Annotated in this window: 21 protein-coding genes and 1 riboswitch; of the genes, 11 read left to right on the forward strand and 10 right to left on the reverse strand. The window is 58.3% G+C overall.

Features of this window, described 5'->3' with window-relative positions; translation table 11 throughout:
* Both A3466_RS02705 and A3466_RS02710 read left to right on the forward strand, forming a co-directional pair.
* Positions 1 to 990 (forward strand): fimbrial protein, encoded by a 990-nt coding sequence (locus A3466_RS02705; RefSeq protein ID WP_063449287.1) that lies wholly within the window; start codon positions 1 to 3, stop codon positions 988 to 990.
* A gap of 5 nt (positions 991 to 995) precedes the next feature.
* Positions 996 to 1,499 (forward strand): fimbrial protein, encoded by a 504-nt coding sequence (locus tag A3466_RS02710; protein ID WP_047368144.1) that lies wholly within the window; start codon positions 996 to 998, stop codon positions 1,497 to 1,499.
* On the opposite strand, the gene dinG is transcribed toward A3466_RS02710, so the two are convergent.
* Together dinG and rhlE are read right to left on the reverse strand one after the other, a co-directional pair.
* Positions 1,486 to 3,663, reverse strand: coding sequence for an ATP-dependent DNA helicase DinG (gene dinG, locus A3466_RS02715; protein WP_063449288.1), 2,178 nt, complete (start codon positions 3,661 to 3,663; stop codon positions 1,486 to 1,488). The two genes, A3466_RS02710 and dinG, sit on opposite strands and share 14 nt — an antisense overlap.
* A 97-nt stretch (positions 3,664 to 3,760) precedes the next feature.
* Positions 3,761 to 5,143, reverse strand: coding sequence for an ATP-dependent RNA helicase RhlE (gene rhlE, locus A3466_RS02720; protein WP_063449289.1), 1,383 nt, complete (start codon positions 5,141 to 5,143; stop codon positions 3,761 to 3,763).
* Between the two features lie 205 nt (positions 5,144 to 5,348).
* Between rhlE and cecR the strand changes: the two genes are divergently transcribed.
* From cecR to A3466_RS02745, 5 genes are read left to right on the forward strand one after another with little or no spacing between them, the layout of a single operon-like run.
* Positions 5,349 to 6,026 carry a transcriptional regulator CecR gene (gene cecR, locus A3466_RS02725; protein ID WP_063449290.1) on the forward strand — a complete coding sequence of 226 codons (678 nt, stop codon included), beginning with the start codon at positions 5,349 to 5,351 and terminating at the stop codon, positions 6,024 to 6,026.
* Complete coding sequence (gene hlyD / locus A3466_RS02730) at positions 6,023 to 7,018, forward strand: secretion protein HlyD (protein WP_063449291.1); 996 nt, start codon at positions 6,023 to 6,025, stop codon at positions 7,016 to 7,018. Before cecR ends, hlyD begins: the two co-directional genes overlap by 4 nt.
* On the forward strand, positions 7,011 to 8,750 hold the full coding sequence (locus A3466_RS02735) for an ATP-binding cassette domain-containing protein (RefSeq protein ID WP_063449292.1): 1,740 nt from the start codon (positions 7,011 to 7,013) through the stop codon (positions 8,748 to 8,750). Before hlyD ends, A3466_RS02735 begins: the two co-directional genes overlap by 8 nt.
* The gene (locus A3466_RS02740) at positions 8,740 to 9,873 is read left to right on the forward strand and encodes an ABC transporter permease (protein ID WP_063449293.1); all 1,134 of its coding nucleotides are present in this window, start codon (positions 8,740 to 8,742) and stop codon (positions 9,871 to 9,873) included. The genes A3466_RS02735 and A3466_RS02740 overlap by 11 nt, the downstream gene beginning before the upstream one ends.
* Positions 9,874 to 9,929: 56 nt before the next feature.
* Positions 9,930 to 11,036, forward strand: a complete 1,107-nt coding sequence (locus A3466_RS02745; protein ID WP_063449294.1) for an ABC transporter permease — start codon at positions 9,930 to 9,932, stop codon at positions 11,034 to 11,036.
* On the opposite strand, the gene A3466_RS02750 is transcribed toward A3466_RS02745, so the two are convergent.
* The gene (locus A3466_RS02750; RefSeq protein WP_006809522.1) at positions 10,998 to 11,408 is read right to left on the reverse strand and encodes a YbhQ family protein; all 411 of its coding nucleotides are present in this window, start codon (positions 11,406 to 11,408) and stop codon (positions 10,998 to 11,000) included. The genes A3466_RS02745 and A3466_RS02750 overlap by 39 nt on opposite strands.
* 133 nt (positions 11,409 to 11,541) lie before the next feature.
* On the opposite strand from A3466_RS02750, the gene A3466_RS02755 reads away from it, so the two are divergent.
* Genes A3466_RS02755 through A3466_RS02765 form a run of 3 tightly spaced genes read left to right on the forward strand, consistent with a single transcriptional unit; the run spans position 11,542 to position 14,500 of the window.
* Complete coding sequence (locus tag A3466_RS02755; RefSeq protein ID WP_063449295.1) at positions 11,542 to 12,303, forward strand: endonuclease/exonuclease/phosphatase family protein; 762 nt, start codon at positions 11,542 to 11,544, stop codon at positions 12,301 to 12,303.
* Positions 12,300 to 13,538 carry a cardiolipin synthase ClsB gene (clsB, locus tag A3466_RS02760; protein ID WP_063449296.1) on the forward strand — a complete coding sequence of 413 codons (1,239 nt, stop codon included), beginning with the start codon at positions 12,300 to 12,302 and terminating at the stop codon, positions 13,536 to 13,538. Before A3466_RS02755 ends, clsB begins: the two co-directional genes overlap by 4 nt.
* The gene (locus A3466_RS02765; RefSeq protein ID WP_063449297.1) at positions 13,538 to 14,500 is read left to right on the forward strand and encodes a lysylphosphatidylglycerol synthase domain-containing protein; all 963 of its coding nucleotides are present in this window, start codon (positions 13,538 to 13,540) and stop codon (positions 14,498 to 14,500) included. The genes clsB and A3466_RS02765 overlap by 1 nt, the downstream gene beginning before the upstream one ends.
* Before the next feature lie 105 nt (positions 14,501 to 14,605).
* On the opposite strand, the gene A3466_RS02770 is transcribed toward A3466_RS02765, so the two are convergent.
* The 6 genes from A3466_RS02770 to moaA form a co-directional block, all read right to left on the reverse strand.
* Entirely contained in the window at positions 14,606 to 15,313 is a 708-nt protein-coding gene (locus tag A3466_RS02770) for a Bax inhibitor-1/YccA family protein (RefSeq protein WP_063449298.1), read from the reverse strand.
* A gap of 58 nt (positions 15,314 to 15,371) precedes the next feature.
* A complete protein-coding gene (gene moaE / locus A3466_RS02775; protein WP_063449299.1) occupies positions 15,372 to 15,824 on the reverse strand; it encodes a molybdopterin synthase catalytic subunit MoaE in 453 nt (150 codons plus the stop codon).
* A 1-nt stretch (position 15,825) separates the two neighbouring features.
* On the reverse strand, positions 15,826 to 16,071 hold the full coding sequence (gene moaD, locus A3466_RS02780) for a molybdopterin synthase sulfur carrier subunit (protein WP_063449300.1): 246 nt from the start codon (positions 16,069 to 16,071) through the stop codon (positions 15,826 to 15,828).
* Positions 16,064 to 16,549 carry a cyclic pyranopterin monophosphate synthase MoaC gene (gene moaC / locus A3466_RS02785; protein WP_063449301.1) on the reverse strand — a complete coding sequence of 162 codons (486 nt, stop codon included), beginning with the start codon at positions 16,547 to 16,549 and terminating at the stop codon, positions 16,064 to 16,066. Before moaC ends, moaD begins: the two co-directional genes overlap by 8 nt.
* A 3-nt stretch (positions 16,550 to 16,552) precedes the next feature.
* Entirely contained in the window at positions 16,553 to 17,065 is a 513-nt protein-coding gene (gene moaB / locus A3466_RS02790; RefSeq protein ID WP_063449302.1) for a molybdenum cofactor biosynthesis protein B, read from the reverse strand.
* A gap of 24 nt (positions 17,066 to 17,089) precedes the next feature.
* Complete coding sequence (gene moaA, locus A3466_RS02795; protein ID WP_063449303.1) at positions 17,090 to 18,079, reverse strand: GTP 3',8-cyclase MoaA; 990 nt, start codon at positions 18,077 to 18,079, stop codon at positions 17,090 to 17,092.
* Positions 18,067 to 18,200: riboswitch (molybdenum cofactor riboswitch) on the reverse strand. (Overlaps the previous gene by 13 nt.)
* Positions 18,201 to 18,427: 227 nt before the next feature.
* On the opposite strand from moaA, the gene yvcK reads away from it, so the two are divergent.
* Entirely contained in the window at positions 18,428 to 19,336 is a 909-nt protein-coding gene (yvcK, locus tag A3466_RS02800) for a uridine diphosphate-N-acetylglucosamine-binding protein YvcK (RefSeq protein ID WP_063449465.1), read from the forward strand.
* A gap of 89 nt (positions 19,337 to 19,425) precedes the next feature.
* Here the strand turns inward: yvcK and uvrB are convergent, their stop codons facing one another.
* On the reverse strand, positions 19,426 to 21,441 hold the full coding sequence (uvrB, locus tag A3466_RS02805; protein ID WP_063449304.1) for an excinuclease ABC subunit UvrB: 2,016 nt from the start codon (positions 21,439 to 21,441) through the stop codon (positions 19,426 to 19,428).
* Positions 21,442 to 21,791 lie beyond the last annotated feature (350 nt).

Genomic DNA, 21,791 nt, shown 5'->3' on the forward strand with positions numbered 1-21,791 from the left:
ATGCAAATGATAAAACAGTGCTTTTTCTTACTGATTCTGGGCACCGCGGCGTTATTTATGCCGCATGCGAAGGCTGGCTGCACTACGCCCGATATGCCGAAAATGATCAACGTTGCCACCATTTCGGTCCCGACGACGCTGGCAGTAGGCGCTACCATTCCCGGGACGGAGCAGACTGTACACGTCGCGGGTAACTGCAACTCTCCTTACGAGAGCGGGCTGGAAATCATCTCCTGCTATTACGGAAGTGGTTCGGAGCTCCCCGGGTTGACCGGCGTTTATGACACAGGCGTGCCTGGAGTCGGCATTGCCTTAAAGAACGACCAGGGCCAGCGCATTTCAGGTGGGGGAAAAGTCGCCTGCGATTCCCGCAGTACGCCCATCGGCTATGTCTCGACCGATGGATACCTGTCGTTTGATTTTAACGTCACGCTTGAGCTGGTTAAAACCAGTGATGTGGTACAGTCCGGCACGCTGCTTCAGGCGCAAACAGAGTTCGGTATTGGCGTATATGGCTACGACGGCATTGGTTCACCCAATGTTATCGCCTACGCAGGAAACGTTAACTTCCAGAACGTCACCTGCTCCGTCTCCCCAAAAAACCTGACCATTAATCTGGGCAACTTCCCGGTCAGCGATTTTGTCAGCGTGGGGATGCTATCCAGCCCGGCGCAAAACTTTGACGTGACGGTGAACTGCAACAGCAACGTGCAGCCTGAAGTGAAGATCACCAGTTCAAATGGTTATGAACCGGGGTCAGATGGGGTGATCAAACTCACCCGGCAGCCCGGCATGGCAACTGGCGTCGGGGTCAGAATGCTGTTTGACAACCATCCTGCCACCTTTGATACCTACGTGAACACCCAAAGCCAGGCCATCGCCAACCAGACGCTGGCGATCCCGTTCGAGGTTCGCTACGAACAAACCAGTGATGTCGTGACGCCAGGCCCCGCCAATACCGTCGCCACCGTTACCCTCGCTTATAAGTGACGCTCATGAAAAAGACAGCTCTGATGCTGGCGCTGGGCCTGATAGCCCAGGCCCACGCCGATGATATTCAGATCCAGATGACGGGGAATATTTACGCCAACACCTGCGTCATTGACAGCGCCAGCCGCAACCTGACGGTGGATTTAGGTCAGGCGGTATCAGGTAATTTTAAAGATGTAGGGGATACCGGCGAGTGGAAAGATTTTTCGCTCTCGGTGTCGCACTGTCCCGCCACGCTGGCGCTTGCCACGGCCTATTTCTACGGCCAGGCAGACAGCGTGCACCCGACCAAATTCGCCAACACCGGCAGCGCGAAGGGGCTGGCGCTGGAGCTGGCCGACCGACAGGACAAGATCCTGATCGCCCCGCAGGCGGCGTTTAACGTGCCGATTAACCCGGCTGACCACACGGCCACGTTTCCGCTCTCCGCCCGCTACTACGCCACGTCTATGCCCGTCTCCGCAGGCACGTTCAGCAGCGTGATTCAGGTGACCTTTACTTACCAGTAGGACCGCGCCCCTTAGCACGGATGCTTTTCCTGCGCCCGGCGGCCAGTTTTGCCGGGCGTTTTTTTACTTCAGGCACCTCCGGCTGCTCAATCGGAAAGATCGGCAGCGCGTTCAGTAGCCGCTGACCGTAATTTTTGGTGAGCAAACGCTTGTCGTAAATCACTACCTCACCCCAACAGCCGTGGCTACGAATCAGACGCCCCACCTGCTGAATCAGGTTAAACGACGCTGCGGGCAAACTCTGCACCTCAAACGGATAGCGGTTGAGGCTTTTCAGCCACTCGCCCTCTGTGATCACCACCGGGCTGTCGATAGGCGGGAAGGCGATCTTATGGATATGCACCTGCGTCAGGTAATCCCCCTTCAAATCCAGCCCTTCGGCAAAGGACTGTAGCCCCACCAGCACGCTGCGCTCGCCGTTATCAATACGTTTGCGGTGCGTTTCCACCAGCCGGTAACGGGGCTGGTCGCCCTGCACCAGCAGGAGTAAACGCAGGTCAGTGACGTGCTCCAGGAAGCGCTGCATCGCCCGCCCGCTGGCAAACAGCACCAGCATGCCAGGGTATTTTTTACTTTCGACCTGCTCGCGGAAGTAAGCCGCCATCTCCGCAATGTGCTGCTCTTCGTTGTCGATAAGCGGCTCGTATTTCATGCGTGGAATGACCAGCTTGCCCTGCTCGCAGTGGTTGAACGGCGAGTCCAGCGCCACAAAACGATCGCCCGCTTTCTCCTTCAGGCCGCTCATCTCCTGCAACCGTGAAAAGCTGTTCAGAGAGCGCAGCGTCGCAGAGGTGACGACCACATGCGGCACGCTGCGCCAGATCAGCTTTTCCAGCTGATCGGCCACGCGGATGCCCACGCAGTGGAAAAAGAGGTGCACCTGCCCGTCGCGCACTTCGCGGGTGGCCCATTTGGTGACCGGCGCGCCCGACGCCTGCGCCATCGAGGCCAGCCGCCAGAGCTTGCTCTGCGCCTCAAACATCCCCAGCGCGCGGTTCATTTGCAGCAGGATGCGGTGCAGCCGCACCACGTCGTGCGAGCCAGTTTTCTCGCTGAGGTCGTTCAGGAACATCTCCGCCAGCCCACGCAGCTTTTCGAGATGCTTCGCCAGCTGCTGGCAGATCTCCATCACCTCTTCCGGCAACTCGCCCATCGCGAAGCGGTGTTCTGCCTCCTGGGCTGCCGGAAGATAAAGATTGAGGATGTTGTTCAGAGACGAGATAAGGCTGTAAACCTCTTCGCAGTGGTCGCTCAGACGCTCGGGTACCGCCAGCGGCGGCGTGGTTTTCGGGCGGAACTGCTCCATGCAGGTCGCCACCAGTTTGCAGAACAGATCCAGCTGAAGTCGGAACCACGGAGCGGTGATTTCCGCGCTCATCTCCAGCGCGTCGCGCGCCACGTCGGGCAGATGATGGCCTTCGTCAAGCACCAGCAGCAGGTTTTTCGGCTCCGGCAGCACCGCTTCGCTCTCCAGCGCGGCCATCACCAGCGCGTGGTTGGCGACAACCACCTCCGCCTCCTGGATCTCGCGTCGGGCGACGAAGAACGGACACTCGCGGTAGTAGTGACAGTTGCGGTTCAGGCAGCTGGCTTTATCGGTACTGAGCCTGCGCCACAGGTCGTCGCTAATTGCCAGGCTGGTGTGATCCCGCAGGCCGTCCCACTTATAGCCGTCGAGCTCGGCTTTCAGCTTTGCGCACTGCTCCTGCTCGGCCTTGTTGTTTGGCGTCAGCTCGTCATCAAGAAAGGCGAGCAGATCCTGCTGCGAGGGCTCGCTGCTGGCCAGCGCCGCCAGGTTACGCGGGCAGACGTAGCGCCCGCGCCCAAAGGCGGCGGTGAAGCGGAGATCGGGGATAATTTTGCGCAGCAGCGGCAAATCTTTGCTGAAGATCTGATCCTGCAAGGCCACGTTCGCAGTGCTGACCACCAGCGTTTTGTCCTCTTCCCGCGCGATGGCGATGCCGGGAATGAGATACGACAGGGTTTTCCCGACGCCGGTCGGGGCTTCAATCGCCAGATGTCGCCCGTCGTCCCCGGCGAGCGTTTTTGCCACGTCGGCAATCATCTGCCGCTGCGGCGCTCGGGGGATAAAATCGGGGATCTGCTGCTGAAGCGCCTTATACCAGGCGCCTATTTGCGCTTTCAGCGCCGCGGTTAAAGCCATTGGAAAACCTGAAATACTGTATAAACAGCCACTATTGTGGCACTTTCTCTTCGCCGTCGCAAAAAGAAAAGCCCGGCTTTACGGCCGGGCTTCCAGATTACTGCGGGTTAGCAGGCTTGCGCGGGCGGCGTCGGCGCTGCCCCTCGCCTGCCGGTTTGCCTTCACCGCTGCGCCACGGGTTTTCACCGGCCGGCTTGCCGTCGTTATTACGACGCGGCGGCTTGCCCGCGGATTTTGGCGCACCGCCTTCGGAACGACGCGGCTGCTGGCCACGACCGCCGCCGCCCTGACCGCGACCGCCGCCCTGACGACCGTTCTGAATCGGCTCGGCTTTGATGGACGGGTCCACTTCATAGCCCGGGGTTTCGATGCGCGGGATCTCTTTCTTCAGCAGGCGTTCGATGTCGCGCAGCAGCTTGTGCTCGTCCACGCAGACCAGAGAGAGCGCCTCACCTGTTGCTGCCGCACGGCCGGTACGACCGATACGGTGAACGTAATCTTCCGGGACGTTTGGCAGCTCGTAGTTCACCACGTGCGGCAGCTCTTCAATATCGAGGCCACGGGCAGCGATGTCGGTCGCCACCAGCACGCGGATGTCGCCGGACTTGAAGTCCGCCAGCGCGCGGGTACGCGCGCCCTGGCTCTTGTTACCGTGGATCGCCGCGCTGCGGATGCCGTCTTTATTCAGCTGTTCCGCCAGGTGGTTGGCGCCGTGCTTGGTGCGGGTAAAGACCAGCACCTGCTGCCAGTTGCCCTGACCAATCATCTGGGAGAGCAGCTCCCGCTTGCGCTTCTTATCAACGAAGTGCACGTGCTGCGTCACCTGTTCGGAGGCGGTGTTGCGGCGCGCCACTTCCACTTCCAGCGGGTTATGCAGCAGCTTTTCCGCCAGCGCCTTGATCTCGTCGGAGAAGGTCGCGGAGAAAAGCAGGTTCTGACGACGCGCCGGCAGCTTGGCCAGCACGCGGCGAATGTCGTGAATAAAGCCCATATCCAGCATGCGGTCGGCTTCGTCCAGCACCAGAATTTCAATGCTGTCGAGCTTCACCGCGTTCTGGTGCTCCAGATCCAGCAGACGACCCGGCGTTGCCACCAGTACGTCCACGCCGCCGCGCAGCTTCATCATCTGTGGGTTAATGCTCACCCCGCCGAACACCACCAGCGAGCGAATATTGAGGTAGCGGCTGTACTCACGCACGTTCTCGCCAATCTGGGCTGCCAGCTCGCGGGTTGGGGTGAGGATCAGCGCGCGCACCGGACGACGGCCTTTGGCGTGCGGCTGGTTTTTTACCAGCAGCTCTAACAGCGGCAGGGTAAAGCCCGCGGTTTTACCGGTGCCGGTCTGGGCGCTGGCCATCAGGTCACGGCCCTGAAGCACGGCCGGAATAGCCTGCTGCTGGATAGGGGTTGGCTCAACGTAGCCCTGCTCTGCGATCGCGCGCAGAATTTCCGGGTTCAGGCCAAGGGAATCAAAAGACATAAAAACTCCGAACCGCCCCGACCATCACAGGTGTAGTTTTCAGGGAGATATCACGAATAGAAGGACAAAAACCACAATGTCGCGAAGGTGCGGAGTGTAGCAGCTTTTGTGACGTGGCGCATAAAATATCCCTGTCGTATCCCTCGACGATTTAGCGATTCAGGTATAATTTTAATCAATCGATTGATTAATTTTTAATGCCGACATGAATACGACACCGACGACAACCAAAGGTGAACAGGCCAAAAGCCAGCTTATCGCCGCCGCGCTGGCGCAGTTTGGCGAGTATGGCCTGCATGCCACCACGCGGGATATCGCCGCCCAGGCCGGGCAGAATATTGCGGCCATTACCTACTATTTTGGTTCAAAAGAGGATTTATATCTCGCCTGCGCCCAGTGGATCGCGGATTTTATCGACACCAGCTTTCGTCCGCACGTGGAAGAGGCCACCGCGTTATTCAGCCAGCCAGAGCCGGACCGGGCGGCCATCCGCCAGCTGATCCTTAACGCCTGCCACAATATGATCCGCCTGCTGACGCACGACGATACGCTGAACCTGAGCAAATTTATCTCTCGCGAGCAGCTCTCCCCCACTGCCGCCTACCAGCTGGTGCACGATCAGGTGATCGCCCCGATGCATAGCCATCTGACCCGGCTGATCGCCGCCTATACCGGACGGGACGCCGGCGATACCGACACCATTTTGCATACCCACGCCCTGCTGGGCGAAGTGCTCGCCTTCCGTCTGGGGCGCGAGACCATCCTCTTACGTACGGGCTGGACACAGTTCGATGAGGATAAAGCCGGGCAAATCAGCCAGGTCATTACCTGTCACGTTGATCTCATCCTGCAAGGCTTAACGCAAAGGAGCCATAAGTCATGAAAAAACCTGTCGCCATCATACTGGTGGTTGTTGTTTTGCTTGCTGCGGGAATCGGCGGCTGGCTGTGGTATCAGAGCCAGCAGGATCGCGGCCTGACGCTGTACGGCAACGTGGATATCCGCACCGTGAATATGAGCTTCCGGGTTGGCGGGCGTCTCGCCTCGCTGAGCGTTGACGAGGGCGACGCCATCAAAGCCGGGCAGACGCTGGGCGTGCTGGATAAAGCCCCCTTTGAGAACGCGCTGATGCAGGCAAAAGCTGGCGTCTCTGTCGCCCAGGCGCAGTATGACCTGATGCTGGCGGGCTATCGCGATGAGGAGATTGCCCAGGCCGCTGCCGCCGTTAAGCAGGCCAAAGCCGCCTACGACTACGCGCAGAACTTCTATAACCGCCAGCAGGGGCTGTGGAAAAGCCGCACCATTTCCGCCAACGATCTGGAAAACGCGCGGTCATCCCGCGACCAGGCGCAGGCGACGCTGAAATCCGCGCAGGATAAATTAAGCCAGTACCGCTCCGGTAACCGCGAGCAGGACATCGCCCAGGCGAAGGCCAGCCTCGAGCAGGCGCAGGCACAGCTGGCTCAGGCGGAGCTGGATCTGCACGACACTATCTTAACCGCCCCGTCTGACGGCACGCTGATGACCCGCGCGGTGGAGCCGGGCAGCATGCTCAGCGCAGGCAGCACCGTGTTGACGCTGTCCTTAACCCGTCCAGTCTGGGTGCGGGCCTACATTGATGAACCGAATCTCGGCCAGATGCAGCCGGGCCGCGAGCTGCTGCTCTATACCGACGGTCGCCCGGACAAGCCGTATCACGGTAAAGTGGGCTTCGTCTCCCCTACCGCCGAATTCACGCCGAAGACCGTTGAAACGCCGGACCTGCGCACCGACCTCGTGTACCGTCTGCGCATCATCGTCACCGACGCGGACGGCGCGCTGCGTCAGGGCATGCCTGTTACCGTGACCTTAAACGACGGGGAACGACATGAATGATGCGGTTATCCAGCTCAATAATCTGGTCAAACGCTTCCCCGGAATGGATAAACCGGCGGTCGCGCCGCTGAACTGCACCATTCAAAAAGGCTACGTGACCGGACTGGTGGGTCCGGACGGCGCGGGTAAAACCACGCTGATGCGGATGCTGGCGGGGCTGCTGAAGCCGGATGAAGGCTCGGCCAGCGTGCTTGGCCTTGACCCGATAAAAGACGACGGCGCGCTCCACGCCATGCTCGGCTATATGCCGCAGAAGTTTGGCCTGTACGAAGATCTGACGGTGATGGAGAACCTCAATCTGTACGCCGACCTGCGCAGCGTCACCGGTGAAACCCGGCAGAAAACCTTCGCCCGACTGCTCGAATTTACCTCCCTCGGCCCGTTCACCGACCGGCTGGCGGGCAAGCTTTCCGGCGGGATGAAGCAGAAGCTGGGGCTGGCCTGTACGCTGGTGGGCGAGCCAAAAGTGCTGCTGCTGGATGAACCCGGCGTGGGCGTGGACCCGATTTCCCGCCGCGAGCTGTGGCAGATGGTGCACGAGCTGGCGGGTGACGGCATGCTGATCCTCTGGAGCACCTCTTACCTTGATGAAGCGGAGCAGTGCCGCGACGTGCTGCTGATGAACGAAGGCGAACTGCTCTATCAGGGCGAGCCCACCGAGCTGACGCACACCATGGCCGGGCGCAGTTTTCTGCTGCATAGTCCGCAGGAGTCCAACCGCACGCTGCTGCAACGGGTGCTGAAGCTGCCGCAGATCAGCGACGGCATGATTCAGGGCCGCTCGGTGCGCGTGATCCTCAAAAAAGAGGCCACCGTCGACGATATTCGTCATGCCCCGGGCATGCCTGAGATTGAAATGGACGAGACCGCCCCGCGCTTTGAAGATGCGTTTATCGACCTTCTGGGCGGTGCAGGCACGTCGGAATCGCCCCTTGGCGCCATTCTGCACACGGTGGAAGGCACGCCGGGCGAAACGGTCATCGAGGCGAAATCGCTGACCAAAAAATTCGGGGACTTCGCCGCCACCGACAACGTCAACTTTGCGGTGAAGCGCGGCGAGATATTTGGCCTGCTCGGGCCAAACGGCGCGGGAAAATCCACCACCTTTAAGATGATGTGCGGCCTGCTGGTGCCGACGTCCGGCAAGGCGCTGGTGCTGGACATGGATCTTAAAGTCAGCTCCGGCAAGGCGCGCCAGCATCTGGGCTATATGGCACAGAAATTTTCGCTCTACGGCAACCTGACGGTTGAGCAGAACCTGCGATTTTTCTCCGGCGTGTACGGCCTGCGGGGGCGGGCGCAGAACGAGAAAATCGACCGCATGTGCGAGGCCTTCGGCCTGACCGATATCGCGTCACACGCTACCGACGCGCTGCCGCTTGGCTTTAAGCAGCGGCTGGCGCTGGCCTGCTCACTGATGCACGAGCCGGATATCCTGTTTCTTGATGAACCCACGTCAGGCGTGGACCCCCTCACCCGCCGTGAATTCTGGCTGCATATCAACAGCATGGTGGAAAAAGGCGTGACCGTGATGGTCACCACCCACTTTATGGATGAGGCGGAATACTGCGACCGCATCGGGCTGGTCTATCGCGGCAAGCTGATTGCCCACGGCACGCCGGATGATCTGAAAGCGCAGGCCGCCGCCGACGCACAGCCAGACCCGACCATGGAGCAGGCGTTTATCACCCTCATCCACGACTGGGATAAGGAGAATGCTCATGCGCAGTAACGCCCTTTCCTGGCGCCGGGTGCGCGCCCTGTGCATCAAAGAGACGCGACAGATCGTGCGCGATCCCAGCAGCTGGCTGATTGCGGTGGTGATCCCCCTGCTGCTGCTGTTTATCTTTGGCTATGGGATTAACCTCGACTCCAGCAAGCTGCGGGTCGGGATTTTGCTGGAGCAGCAGAGCGAAGAGGCGCTGGACTTCACCCACGCCATGACCGGCTCGCCTTACATCGACGCCACCATCAGCGACAGCCGGCAGGAACTGATCCAGAAAATGCAGGCCGGGAAAATTCGCGGCCTGATCGTCATCCCGGTGGATTTTGCCGCCAACATGGCGCGCCCGGGCGCCGATGCGCCGATCCAGGTAATTACCGACGGCAGCGAGCCGAACACCGCCAACTTCGTGCAGGGCTATGCGGAGGGGATCTGGCAGCTGTGGCAGATGCAGCGCGCCGAAGACCGGGGGGAGACGTTTGAACCGCTGATTGACGTGCAGACGCGCTACTGGTTTAACCCCGCCGCCATCAGCCAGCACTTTATTATCCCGGGGGCGGTGACCATCATCATGACGGTGATTGGCGCGATCCTGACCTCGCTGGTCATCGCCCGCGAGTGGGAGCGCGGCACCATGGAGGCGCTACTTTCAACCGAAGTGACGCGCGTCGAGCTTTTGCTCTGTAAGCTCATCCCCTACTACTTTCTCGGCATGCTGGCGATGCTGCTGTGCATGCTGGTCGCCGTCTTTATCCTCGGCGTGCCGTACCGCGGCTCGCTGGTGCTGCTGTTCTTTATTACCAGCCTGTTTTTACTCAGCACGCTGGGGATGGGACTGTTAATTTCCACCATCACCCGCAACCAGTTTAACGCCGCGCAGGTGGCGCTGAACGCGGCTTTTCTGCCGTCGATTATGCTCTCCGGGTTTATCTTCCAGATAGACAGCATGCCGGCGGTGATCCGCGCCGTGACCTACATCATTCCGGCGCGCTACTTTGTCAGCACCCTGCAAAGCCTGTTCCTGGCGGGGAATATCCCGGTGGTACTGATTATCAACACCCTGTTTTTGCTGGCGTCGGCGGTGATGTTTATCGGCCTGACGTGGATGAAAACGAAAAGAAGATTAGATTAGCCATCGGATTTTGTAGGTCGGGTAAGCGCAAGCGCACCCGACAGGAGGACGACGCGATGTTTCACCGTTTATGGACATTGATCCGCAAAGAGCTGCAATCGCTGCTGCGTGAGCCGCAGACCCGCGCCATTCTTGTGCTGCCGGTGCTGCTTCAGGTTGTATTGTTTCCGTTTGCCGCCACGCTGGAGGTCACAAACGCCACCATCGCGATTTACAACGAAGACAACGGCAAGCATTCCGTTGAGCTGACCCAGCGTTTCGCCCGCGCTAAGGCCTTCACCCATGTCCTGTTGCTGAAAAGCCCGCAGGCGATCCAGCCCACCATCGACACGCAGAAAGCGTTACTGCTGGTGCGCTTCCCGGCGGATTTCTCCCGGAACCTGGACACCTTCCAGACCGCGCCGATGCAGCTTATCCTCGACGGGCGTAACTCCAACAGCGCCCAGATTGCGGCGAACTATCTGCAACAGGTGGTGAAGGATTATCAGCAGGAGCTGATGACGGGTAAACCGAAGCCCAACAACAGCGAACTGGTGGTGCGCAACTGGTACAACCCGAATCTGGACTACAAGTGGTTTGTGGTCCCGTCGCTTATTGCCATGATCACCACGATTGGCGTGATGATCGTCACCTCACTGTCCGTGGCGCGCGAACGTGAACAGGGCACGCTGGATCAGCTGCTGGTCTCTCCGCTCGCCACCTGGCAGATATTTGTCGGCAAGGCAGTGCCGGCGCTGATCGTCGCCACTTTCCAGGCCACCATCGTGCTGGGCGTCGGGATTTGGGCCTACCAGATCCCGTTTGCCGGATCGCTGGCGCTGTTTTACTTCACGATGGTGATTTACGGCCTGTCGCTGGTCGGGTTTGGGCTGCTGATTTCCGCGCTCTGCTCAACCCAGCAGCAGGCGTTTATCGGGGTGTTTGTCTTTATGATGCCGGCGATTTTGCTATCAGGGTACGTTTCGCCTGTTGAGAACATGCCGGTATGGTTACAGGATTTGACGTGGATAAACCCGATTCGTCACTTCACGGATATTACCAAGCAAATCTATCTGAAGGATGCGAGTCTGGATATTGTGTGGGGAAGTTTGTGGCCGCTACTGGTCATCGCGGCCACAACGGGCTCAGTGGCCTATGCGATGTTTAGACGAAACATCGCGTAGCTTTTTCTCTTTGGTGAGCAACGACACCACTGCCGGCCCTGCGAGGATAGCCAGACCCGCCAGGGCCAGCAGCAGGTTATTTTGCAGCACGCGTGACAGCAGCCACAGGACGATCATTGCCGCACCAAAATACCAGGTCGTGGTGAGCTCTTCGAGCACATCACCCACTTCACGCCAGCGCGCGTCGTGGTGACGCTGTAAAAACAGCATCGACAGCACGGTCACGCCGTAAAGCACACATAGCCCTAAGCCCACACGCACCAGCGTGCCGCTCATCCAGCCCATTACAAGTACGGCCACGACCAGTAAATGCAACATTATCTGCCAGCAACTCAAACCGGTTGCGACACGAACGCGTTGTTGCCACTTCATGGCTTCTCTCCTGAAGGATTTTTCTCTGCTAGTTCAGACTACCGCACTTTACGGAAAATTCCGTAACGCCGCATCTTTTTGTGACGCCTACTACACTTTATTTTCATCGGGATAGTCACCCAGGAAGGTGTTTATGAGCAAAAAAACGCAGCATTTCTCACTCAAGGTGCTGACGATTAACATTCATAAGGGCTTCACAGCATTTAACCGCCGCTTCATTTTACCGGAGCTGCGCGACGCGGTACGCACCGTCAGCGCCGATATTGTCTGCCTTCAGGAGGTCATGGGCGCACACGAGGTGCACCCGATGCATTTCGAAAACTGGCCCGACACGCCACACTACGAATTTCTGGCGGACACGATGTGGAGCGATTACGCCTACGGGCGCAATGCGGTCTACCCGGAGGGGCATCACGGTAACGCAGTGCTGTCGCGCTATCCGATTGAACATTATGAAAATCGCGACGTGTCGGTCGGCGAGAGCGAAAAGCGCGGGTTGCTTTACTGCCGCATCGCGCCGCCGGATCTCGATTTTCCCATTCACGTAGGCTGCGTTCACCTTGGCCTGCGTGAAGCCCACCGTCAGGCCCAGCTTCAGATGCTGGCCGAGTGGACGAATGCGCTGCCCGAGGGCGAACCCGTGGTGGTAGCCGGTGATTTTAACGACTGGCGTCAGCGCGCCAACCATCCGCTGAAGATCAATGCGGGGCTGGAGGAGATTTTTACCCGCGCCCGCGGTCGCCCTGCGCGGACGTTTCCGGTGCGCTTCCCCCTGCTGCGCCTTGACCGCATCTACGTAAAAAATGCCCACGCCAGTAGCCCGACGGCGCTGGCCTTGCTCAACTGGCGACATCTCTCCGACCATGCCCCACTCAGCGCGGAGATCCACTTATGAAATGCACATGGCAGGAAGGTAACCGTATCACGCTGCTGGAAAATGGCGATAACTTTTACCCCGCGGTCTTTGAGGCGATTAGCCACGCACAGCAGAAAGTATTCCTGGAAACGTTCATCTGGTTTGAAGACGACGTGGGCAGGCAGTTGCACAGTGCGCTGCTGCATGCCGCCCGTCGCGGTATAAAAATTGAGGTTCTGCTCGACGGGTATGGTTCGCCGGATCTGAGCGATGAATTTGTTAACGAACTCACCGCCGCAGGGGTGGTGTTCCGCTATTACGATCCCGGCCCGCGTCTGTTCGGCATGCGCACCAACCTGTTCCGCCGAATGCACCGCAAAATTGTGGTAGTGGACGAAACGGTGGCCTTCGTGGGCGGCATCAACTACTCCGCCGAGCATATGTCGGATTACGGTCCTGAGGCCAAACAGGATTATGCGATCCGTATTGAGGGACCGGTGGTACAGGACATCCAGCTGTTCGTGCTGGAAAACTTACCCGGCAAAGAGGCCGCTCGCCGCTGGTGGCGACGCCGTCATCGCCCGGAAGAAAACCGCAAGCCCGGCGAGGCGCAGGCGCTATTTGTCTGGCGGGACAACGAGGAGCACCGGGACGATATCGAGCGTCATTACCTGAAGATGCTGGCGAACGCGAAGCGCGAGGTGATTATCGCCAACGCCTATTTCTTCCCCGGCTACCGGATTTTACACGCCATGCGCAACGCGGCCCGACGCGGCGTGAGCGTGAAGCTCATCGTCCAGGGCGAGCCCGATATGCCGATTGTGAAGGTGGGCGCGCGTCTGCTCTATCGCTATCTGGTTAAAAGCGGCGTGCAGATCTATGAATATCGCCGCCGCCCGCTGCACGGCAAAGTGGCGGTGATGGATGACCACTGGGCGACCGTCGGCTCCAGTAACCTCGATCCACTGAGCTTATCGCTCAACCTGGAAGCGAACCTGATTATCCACGATCGTCAGTTTAATCAGACCCTGCGCGATAACCTTCAGGGTCTGATCAATAAAGATTGCGTGCGGGTGGATGAGTCCATGGTGCCGAAACGCAGCTGGTGGAACGTGGGCATCGGCGTGGTGGTGTTCCACTTCCTGCGCCACTTCCCGGCCATGGTGGGCTGGCTACCGGCGCATACGCCGAAACTGGCGCTGGTGGATCCACCCGTGCAACCCGAAATGGAAACCCAGGACCGCGTAGAGGCGGAAGATGGAGGGAAAACCTGATGTCAAAATCTCATCCTCGCTGGCGGCTGGCGAAAAAAATCCTGACGTGGCTGTTCTTCATCGCCGTCGCGGTACTCCTGGTGGTGTACGCGCAAAAGGTTGACTGGGAAGAGGTGTGGAAAGTTATCCGCAACTACAACCGGACGGTGCTGCTGGGCGCCATTGGGCTGGTAATAGTAAGTTACCTGATGTACGGCTGCTATGACCTGTTAGGGCGCGCCTACTGCGGGCACAAGCTGGCAAAGCGGCAGGTGATGCTGGTGTCGTTCATCTGCTACGCCTTTAACCTGACGCTGAGCACCTGGGTGGGCGGGATTGGCATGCGCTATCGCCTGTACTCACGCCTCGGATTGCCGGGCGGCACCATCACGCGCATTTTCTCGCTGAGTATTACCACCAACTGGCTGGGGTATATCCTGCTGGGCGGAGTGATTTTCACTATTGGCGTGGTACAGCTGCCTGCCCACTGGTACATCGATGAAGCGACGCTGCGCATTCTTGGCATCGTGCTGCTGTTGATTATTGTGGCCTACCTGTGGGCCTGCGCCTTTGCTAAACGTCGCCATATGACCATTAAAGGTCAGAAGCTGGTGCTGCCCTCATGGAAGTTTGCCGTTCTGCAAATGGTGGTATCCAGCGCCAACTGGATGGCGATGGGGGCCATTATCTGGCTGCTGATTGGGGAAGATGTGAATTACTTCTTCGTGCTGGGCGTGCTGCTGGTAAGCAGTATTGCTGGCGTGATTGTGCACATTCCGGCGGGGATTGGCGTACTGGAAGCGGTGTTTATCGCGCTGCTTGCAGGTGAGCATGTCTCTCAGGGAACGATTATCGCCGCCCTGCTCGCGTACCGCATGATCTACTATTTCCTGCCGCTGGCGCTGGCAACGGTCTGTTATCTGGTGCTGGAGAGTCGGGCGAAGAAGTTACGGGCGAAAAATGAGAAGGCAATGGCGAAATAAAAGCAAAACGGCAACCTTGTTGCCGTTTTTAGTGTTTGTTCCCTCTCCCGTGGGAGAGGGTCAGGGTGAGGGCACCAGACCGCACCGCCACCCGGCAAAGCAACCTCAGCGACGGTTACCGAAAATACGCAGCAGCATCAGGAACAGGTTGATGAAGTCCAGATAAAGCGTCAGCGCGCCCAGAATGGCGTGTTTGCGCAGGTTTGAACTGTCGCGAACATCAATTTGTTCACCAATGTTTTTCAGCTTCTGGGTGTCGTAGGCGGTTAAGCCAACGAAGATCACCACCCCGATATAGGTCACCGCCCACATCAGCGCTTCACTCTTCAGCCACAGGTTCACCAGCGACGCCAGCACAATCCCGATCAGCCCCATGAACAGCATGCTGCCGAAACCGCTCAGGTCGCGTTTCGTGGTGTAGCCGTACAGGCTCATCACGCCAAACATCCCGCCGGTTACCACAAACGTGCTGGCAATGGAGGAGTAGGTGTAGACGATGAAAATACTGGAGAGCGTCAGCCCGGTCAGCGCTGAATAGAGCATAAACAGCGTAGTCGCCATGCCCGCGCTGAGCTTGTGCACCAGCCCGGAGAGAACGAACACCAGCGCCAGTTGCGCAATGATCAGCCCAAAGAAGGTGATTTTGCTGGAGAAGATGAACATCATCAGTTCAGGCGTGTTTGCCGCATACCACGCGATAAACGCGGTAAGCAGCAAGCCGACCGTCATCCAGCCATACACCTGAGCCATGTAGGTTTGCAGCCCGCTACGGGTCTGCTGTACTATCGAATCGGAACGCGGAAATCGGTCCATGATTCACTCCTGATTAAGTAAACACACACGTTAAGACTAACACATCCTCATAAACCTGTTACCAGCGGCTGGCAGCCTGTTTGTCGCTGTCCCGCGATTCCACCCAGCGCTCGCCTTCCGGCGTCGCTTCACGCTTCCAGAACGGCGCTTTGGTTTTGAGGTAATCCATGATGAACTCCCCCGCAGCAAAAGCGCTTGTGCGGTGCGCGCTGGTGACGCCGACAAACACAATCTCTTCACCGGGCCACATTTCGCCGATGCGATGGATAACCGTAACGCGCCCCAGCGGCCAGCGTCCCCGCGCCTCTTCGACAATGGCCGCCAGCGATTTTTCGGTCATCCCCGGATAGTGCTCCAGCGTCAGCGCTTTTATGCTGTCGCCGAGGTTGTGGTTACGCACTTTTCCGGTAAACGTCACGACCGCGCCGTCTTCATCGCGCTCTGCCAGCCAGCTGTATTCGGTACCGACGCTAAAGCGCTCAGGGCCGACCAGAATTCGGGTTTCCCTCATCTTAACCCCCTGTGACCGGCGGGAAGAACGCCACTTCATCGCCATCAGCCAGCGGGTGCGTAAATTCAACCAGCGTCTGATTCACGGCTGCCAGCAGCTTGCCTTCATCCAGCGCCAGCGCCCAGCGGTCGCCCTGCGCCGCCAGGTGCGCGCGCAGGGCGGCGACGTCTGCAAAAGCGCCGTCCAGCGTCAGGCTGTCAGTATTGACCAGCTCACGGACCTGGGCAAAAAAGAGCACCTTAATCATGGTTTTCCACCTTAAAATCACCGGATTTGCCGCCGCTTTTTGCCAGCAGACGCACCGGGCCAATCACCATATCTTTCTGTACCGCTTTACACATGTCGTAGATGGTCAGCGCCGCCACGGAGGCAGCCGTCAACGCCTCCATCTCCACGCCGGTTTTCCCGGTTAAGCGGCACAGAGACTCGATGCGCACGCGGTGATGCTCCGGCTGCGCCTGCAAATTCACTTCCACCTTGCTCAGCATCAGCGGATGACAGAGCGGGATGAGGTCCCAGGTACGCTTAGCGGCCTGAATACCGGCGATGCGGGCGGTCGCAAATACATCACCCTTGTGATGGCTGCCGTCGATAATCATCGCCAGCGTCTCCGGCAGCATGGTGACGAACGCTTCAGCACGCGCCTCGCGCACCGTTTCGGCCTTGGCGGAGACATCCACCATATGCGCTTCGCCAGCGGCGTTAATGTGGGTCAGTTGTGACATAGTTTACTTCTTCAAATGGGGATGAAAATTACACGGACGGGTACGGGCATCCAGCTGCGGGGCAATAATATTTTCCCACGCGGTACGGCAGGCTTTAGTCGATCCCGGCATGGCGAAAATCAGCGTATTGTTCGCCATCCCCGCTACGGCACGGGACTGGAGCGTAGAGGTGCCAATCTCTTCAAACGAGAGCATGCGGAACACTTCGCCGAAGCCTTCCACTTCACGATCGAACAGCGGAAGCAGCGCTTCTGGCGCCTGGTCGCCTGCGGTAAAGCCGGTGCCGCCAGTGATCAGCACCACCTGGACGTCGTCACTCGCAATCCACTGCGAAACCTGCGCACGAATGGCGTAACGGTTCTCTTTGACGATCGCTTTATCAACAATCTGGTGTCCGGCTTCGTGTGCCGCCTCGCGCAGCCAGTGGCCGGAGGTATCATCCTCTTCACCACGACGATCGGAAACGGTAAGAATAGCAATGCGTGTCGGGATAAATTCCGCGCTTACCTGACTCATCTTCTGGTTCCTTCTAAAGCCTGATTACCCGCCGATATATGACAGGTTCTGAGTAATGCCGGTGTTGCCCTGATGCAGGAAATGGGTCTGCTTTTTGTGCGTCAGCGCCTCGGAAATGCGTGCTTCAAGTGCGCCCTGTTGGGCATCGTCTTCCAGCAAATCGCGCAGTTCTACGCCACCATCCCCGAACAGGCAGAGGTGCAGCTTGCCAACGGAGGAGACGCGCAGGCGGTTGCAGCTGGCACAGAAGTCTTTCTCATAGGGCATGATCAGGCCGATTTCGCCTTCGTAGTCCGGGTGACAAAAGACCTGCGCCGGGCCATCGCTGCGCTGGCGGATCTGGTGGATCCAGCCGCGTTTCAGCAGCTCGTCGCGCAGCACCATGCCGGAGATGTGATGCCGACGGAACAGTTCGCTGCCCTCACCGGTCTCCATCAGCTCAATAAAACGCAGTTGAATGCGGCGTGGTTTGATCCACGCCAGGAAGGTGTCCAGCTGATGATGGTTCACATCACGCATCAATACGGTATTGACTTTGACCTTATCGAAACCGGCGGTGAACGCGGCATCGATGCCGTCCATCACCTGGCGGAACTTGTCCTGGCCGGTAATCGCGTGGAACTGACGGGCGTCAAGGCTATCAACGCTGACGTTAATCGCCGTCAGACCCGCATCGCGCCAGTTCGCCACGTCACGGGCCATGCGGTAACCGTTGGTGGTCACCGCAATCTGGCGGATACGTTCGTTTTCACGCACGGCGGCGATGATGTCAGGGAAATCACGGCGCAGGGAAGGCTCTCCGCCGGTCAGACGCACTTTTTCCGTGCCGAGTTCCGAGAACGCACGCGTGACGCGGCGTACTTCATCCACGGAGAGAAAGCCGTTATTGGTGACGCTGCCGGGCTTGTAACCATCGGGCAGGCAGTAGGTGCAACGGAAGTTGCACACGTCGGTAATCGACAAACGTAAGTAGAAAAACTTACGCGCGAAAGCATCAGTAAGTTGTGAAGCCATGTACACCTTTCCAGATCGGGAGGCACAGTCATTTCTTTCTGTACCCTGGTGGCAAATCCGCCACGGCCAGGACGCCATATCTCTCGACACAGGCGCCAGGGCTAGAGTGTATGTTTTCAGTTTTGAAAACGTGGTTATGGCGATAGTAGCGTGGAAATCGCCACTTCGCCATTGTCGTTTTTTCGCTGTATAATCTTATACATAACGGTGTTATCGTGCATTTTCCCTACAGAATACGCAAAAACCGCGCTTTCGCATTGATATACGTCATTATGGATTGTGAGAGGCATCGTCTTTTAGGAGTAGTTGCGTTACTGTGACGCAAGCTAAACAGGATAAGGAATGGGTATGCGCAATCGCACTTTTGCGGATCTGGACCGCGTGGTCGCTCTTGGCGGGGGTCACGGTCTGGGACGGGTCATGTCGTCGTTATCGTCACTGGGCTCACGCCTGACGGGCATTGTGACAACAACGGATAACGGCGGCTCGACCGGGCGGATCCGACGTGCTGAAGGCGGGATCGCCTGGGGTGACATGCGCAACTGCCTTAACCAGCTCATTACGGAGCCCAGCGTGGCTTCAGCGATGTTTGAGTACCGTTTTGGCGGTAATGGCGAACTTTCAGGCCATAACCTTGGAAATCTGATGTTAAAGGCGCTGGATCACCTGAGCGTGCGCCCTCTGGAAGCGATTAATTTAATTCGGAACCTGCTTAAGGTGGATGCGTTTCTGATCCCGATGTCCGAACAGCCGGTGGATTTGATGGCGATCGATGCCGACGATCACGAAGTGTATGGTGAAGTGAATATCGACCAGCTTCTCCTGCCGCCAAAAGAGCTGATGACCTACCCCAGCGTACCCGCGACGCGAGAAGCGGTTGAAGCGATTGGCGAGGCCGATCTGATCCTGATTGGGCCGGGGAGTTTTTACACCAGCCTGATGCCGCTTCTGCTGGTCAAAGAGCTGGCGCAGGCGCTGCGCAGAACGCCTGCACCCATGGTCTATATCGGTAATTTAGGCCGCGAACTTAGCCCGGCGGCGGCAAGCCTGTCGCTGGCGGACAAGCTGAACCTGATGGAACAGTACGTCGGTAAGAAAATTATCGACGGCGTCGTGGTTGGGCCGAACGTGGATGTGTCAGGGATTGGCGATCGCGTGGTGGTGCAGGAGCCGCTGGAAGCCAGCGATATAAAATATCGTCACGACCGCCACCTGCTGCGCGAGGCGCTGGAGAAAGCGATTCAGGAATTGGGTTAACAAAAACCCCGGTGGCGCTGCGCTTACCGGGGCTACAAAAGACGCTAAACCTGTAGGCCCGGTAAGCGCAGCGCCACCGGGCAAAAAACTCACGATGCCGCGATAAACAGATCCCGCAGCTGATGCAGCTGATCGCGGATTTGCGCAGCCTCTTCGAACTCCAGATTCTGCGCGTGCTGCATCATCTGCCCTTCCAGCTCGTGGATCTTCTGCTGCAACGCTTTCGGCGTCAGCGCAACGGTATCCTCTTCCACCACTGAACGGGCCTTGCCGCGGCCTTTCGCTTTGGTCTTCGCTATGTTCTGACCCAGCGCCAGGATATCCACCACCTTCTTGTTCAGCCCTTGCGGCGTAATGCCGTGCTCTTCGTTGTAGCGCTGCTGCTTCTCGCGACGGCGCTCCGTTTCGCCAATGGCTTTGGCCATGGACGGGGTAATTTTATCCCCGTACAGAATCGCCTTCCCGTTGACGTTACGCGCGGCGCGGCCAATGGTCTGGATCAGCGAGCGCTCAGAACGCAGGAAGCCCTCTTTGTCGGCGTCCAGAATCGCCACCAGCGACACTTCCGGCATATCCAGACCTTCTCGCAGAAGGTTGATACCTACCAGCACGTCGAACTCGCCCAGGCGCAGGTCGCGGATGATCTCCATACGCTCCACGGTATCGATATCCGAGTGCAGATACCGCACCTTCTCGCCGTGTTCTTCCAGATACTCCGTCAAATCTTCCGCCATACGTTTGGTGAGCGTGGTCACCAGCACGCGCTCGTTGATGGCGGAACGGGCACGGATTTCCGAGAGCAGATCGTCCACCTGCGTCGCCACGGGCCGCACCTCGATAATCGGATCCAGCAGCCCGGTCGGACGCACCACCTGGTCCACCACGTCATCACCGGATTTTTCCAGCTCGTAGTTGCCCGGCGTTGCCGATACGTAGATGGTCTGCGGGGCGAGCGCCTCAAATTCTTCAAACTTCATCGGACGGTTGTCCAGCGCCGACGGCAGACGGAACCCGTACTCCACGAGCGTCTCTTTACGCGCCCGGTCACCACGATACATCCCGCCGATCTGCGGGATCGTAACGTGAGATTCGTCGATCACCAGCAGGCCGTCCGCCGGAAGGTAGTCAAACAACGTTGGCGGCGCTTCGCCTGGCCCGCGCCCGGAGAGGTAGCGCGAGTAGTTTTCAATGCCGGAGCAGTAGCCCAGCTCGTTCATCATCTCCAGATCGAACTGGGTTCGCTGGCTCAGGCGCTGCTCTTCCAGCAGCTTATTGTTCGCCAGCAGCACTTTGCGGCGGTCCGCCAGCTCGCCTTTGATCTCTTCCATCGCCTGCACGATACGCTCGCGTGGCGTCACGTAGTGCGTTTTGGGGTAGATGGTGAAGCGCTGGATCACCGACTCGACGTGGCCGGTCAGCGGATCGAACAGCGACAGGCGTTCAACCTCTTCGTCGAACAGCTCAACGCGCAGCGCCATGTCGTCCGATTCCGCAGGGAAGATATCAATCACCTCACCGCGCACGCGGAAGGTCCCGCGCTGGAACGCCTGATCGTTTCGGGTGTACTGCAACTCCGCCAGACGGCGCAAAATCGCCCGCTGATCGATAATCATCCCCTGCGTCAGGTGCAGCATCATCTTGAGATAGAGATCCGGATCGCCCAGGCCGTAGATCGCCGACACCGAGGCCACCACCACCACATCGCGACGCTCAAGCAGCGCCTTGGTCGCAGACAAACGCATCTGCTCGATATGTTCGTTCACCGAGGCATCTTTCTCGATAAACGTGTCAGAGCTGGGAACGTAGGCTTCCGGCTGGTAGTAGTCGTAGTAAGAGACGAAATATTCCACCGCGTTCTCCGGGAAGAACTCTTTCATCTCACCATACAGCTGCGCCGCCAGCGTTTTGTTCGGCGCGAGGACCATCGTCGGACGCTGGAGATCGGCGATGACGTTGGCAATGGTGAAGGTTTTACCCGAACCGGTTACCCCCAGCAGGGTCTGGTGCGCCAGCCCGTCTTCCAGCCCCTCTTCCAGGCGACGAATGGCCTCGGGCTGATCCCCGGAAGGACGGAAAGCAGAATTCAGTTTGAACGGTTTACTCATTGGCGACGACCTGATGACAGAATAAGCGGCAGGTGAGTAATTTTACTCGTTGTGGCCAGGATTGCCAGTAAAAAACACTGGATGAAAAACCAGTAGCGTGTAAGGATATTTAGCGTAGCACGGAGAGAATTAGTGCGTTCGCGAGCCAAATTTCGACTGTGACCCTATAAAACACCAGCCTCAGGGGGGTTATCCCCAGAACTATTACTTTTTTAACATTTGTCAAGGGCGGTTATGAAAGTTTTATGGCAACAGGTCTCGCCAGGATTGAGGGAATTGCTTTTATCTAATTCGTTAAAAAATATAGACTATTTCCTAAAGCCGCGTTTCGCATCAATTTGGGCGTAACC

Source organism: Enterobacter genomosp. S (assembly GCF_001631805.1).
GTDB classification, from domain to species: Bacteria; Pseudomonadota; Gammaproteobacteria; order Enterobacterales; family Enterobacteriaceae; genus Enterobacter; species Enterobacter quasihormaechei.

Bases quoted from the DNA above. Each gene is read 5' to 3' on its own strand.
- A3466_RS02705 (WP_063449287.1), top strand. From the start codon at position 1: ATGCAAATGATAAAACAGTGCTTTTTCTTACTGATTCTGGGCACCGCG.
- A3466_RS02710 (WP_047368144.1), top strand. From the start codon at position 996: ATGAAAAAGACAGCTCTGATGCTGGCGCTGGGCCTGATAGCCCAGGCC.
- dinG (WP_063449288.1), bottom strand. From the start codon at position 3,663: ATGGCTTTAACCGCGGCGCTGAAAGCGCAAATAGGCGCCTGGTATAAG.
- rhlE (WP_063449289.1), bottom strand. From the start codon at position 5,143: ATGTCTTTTGATTCCCTTGGCCTGAACCCGGAAATTCTGCGCGCGATC.
- cecR (WP_063449290.1), top strand. From the start codon at position 5,349: ATGAATACGACACCGACGACAACCAAAGGTGAACAGGCCAAAAGCCAG.
- hlyD (WP_063449291.1), top strand. From the start codon at position 6,023: ATGAAAAAACCTGTCGCCATCATACTGGTGGTTGTTGTTTTGCTTGCT.
- A3466_RS02735 (WP_063449292.1), top strand. From the start codon at position 7,011: ATGAATGATGCGGTTATCCAGCTCAATAATCTGGTCAAACGCTTCCCC.
- A3466_RS02740 (WP_063449293.1), top strand. From the start codon at position 8,740: ATGCGCAGTAACGCCCTTTCCTGGCGCCGGGTGCGCGCCCTGTGCATC.
- A3466_RS02745 (WP_063449294.1), top strand. From the start codon at position 9,930: ATGTTTCACCGTTTATGGACATTGATCCGCAAAGAGCTGCAATCGCTG.
- A3466_RS02750 (WP_006809522.1), bottom strand. From the start codon at position 11,408: ATGAAGTGGCAACAACGCGTTCGTGTCGCAACCGGTTTGAGTTGCTGG.
- A3466_RS02755 (WP_063449295.1), top strand. From the start codon at position 11,542: ATGAGCAAAAAAACGCAGCATTTCTCACTCAAGGTGCTGACGATTAAC.
- clsB (WP_063449296.1), top strand. From the start codon at position 12,300: ATGAAATGCACATGGCAGGAAGGTAACCGTATCACGCTGCTGGAAAAT.
- A3466_RS02765 (WP_063449297.1), top strand. From the start codon at position 13,538: ATGTCAAAATCTCATCCTCGCTGGCGGCTGGCGAAAAAAATCCTGACG.
- A3466_RS02770 (WP_063449298.1), bottom strand. From the start codon at position 15,313: ATGGACCGATTTCCGCGTTCCGATTCGATAGTACAGCAGACCCGTAGC.
- moaE (WP_063449299.1), bottom strand. From the start codon at position 15,824: ATGAGGGAAACCCGAATTCTGGTCGGCCCTGAGCGCTTTAGCGTCGGT.
- moaD (WP_063449300.1), bottom strand. From the start codon at position 16,071: ATGATTAAGGTGCTCTTTTTTGCCCAGGTCCGTGAGCTGGTCAATACT.
- moaC (WP_063449301.1), bottom strand. From the start codon at position 16,549: ATGTCACAACTGACCCACATTAACGCCGCTGGCGAAGCGCATATGGTG.
- moaB (WP_063449302.1), bottom strand. From the start codon at position 17,065: ATGAGTCAGGTAAGCGCGGAATTTATCCCGACACGCATTGCTATTCTT.
- moaA (WP_063449303.1), bottom strand. From the start codon at position 18,079: ATGGCTTCACAACTTACTGATGCTTTCGCGCGTAAGTTTTTCTACTTA.
- yvcK (WP_063449465.1), top strand. From the start codon at position 18,428: ATGCGCAATCGCACTTTTGCGGATCTGGACCGCGTGGTCGCTCTTGGC.
- uvrB (WP_063449304.1), bottom strand. From the start codon at position 21,441: ATGAGTAAACCGTTCAAACTGAATTCTGCTTTCCGTCCTTCCGGGGAT.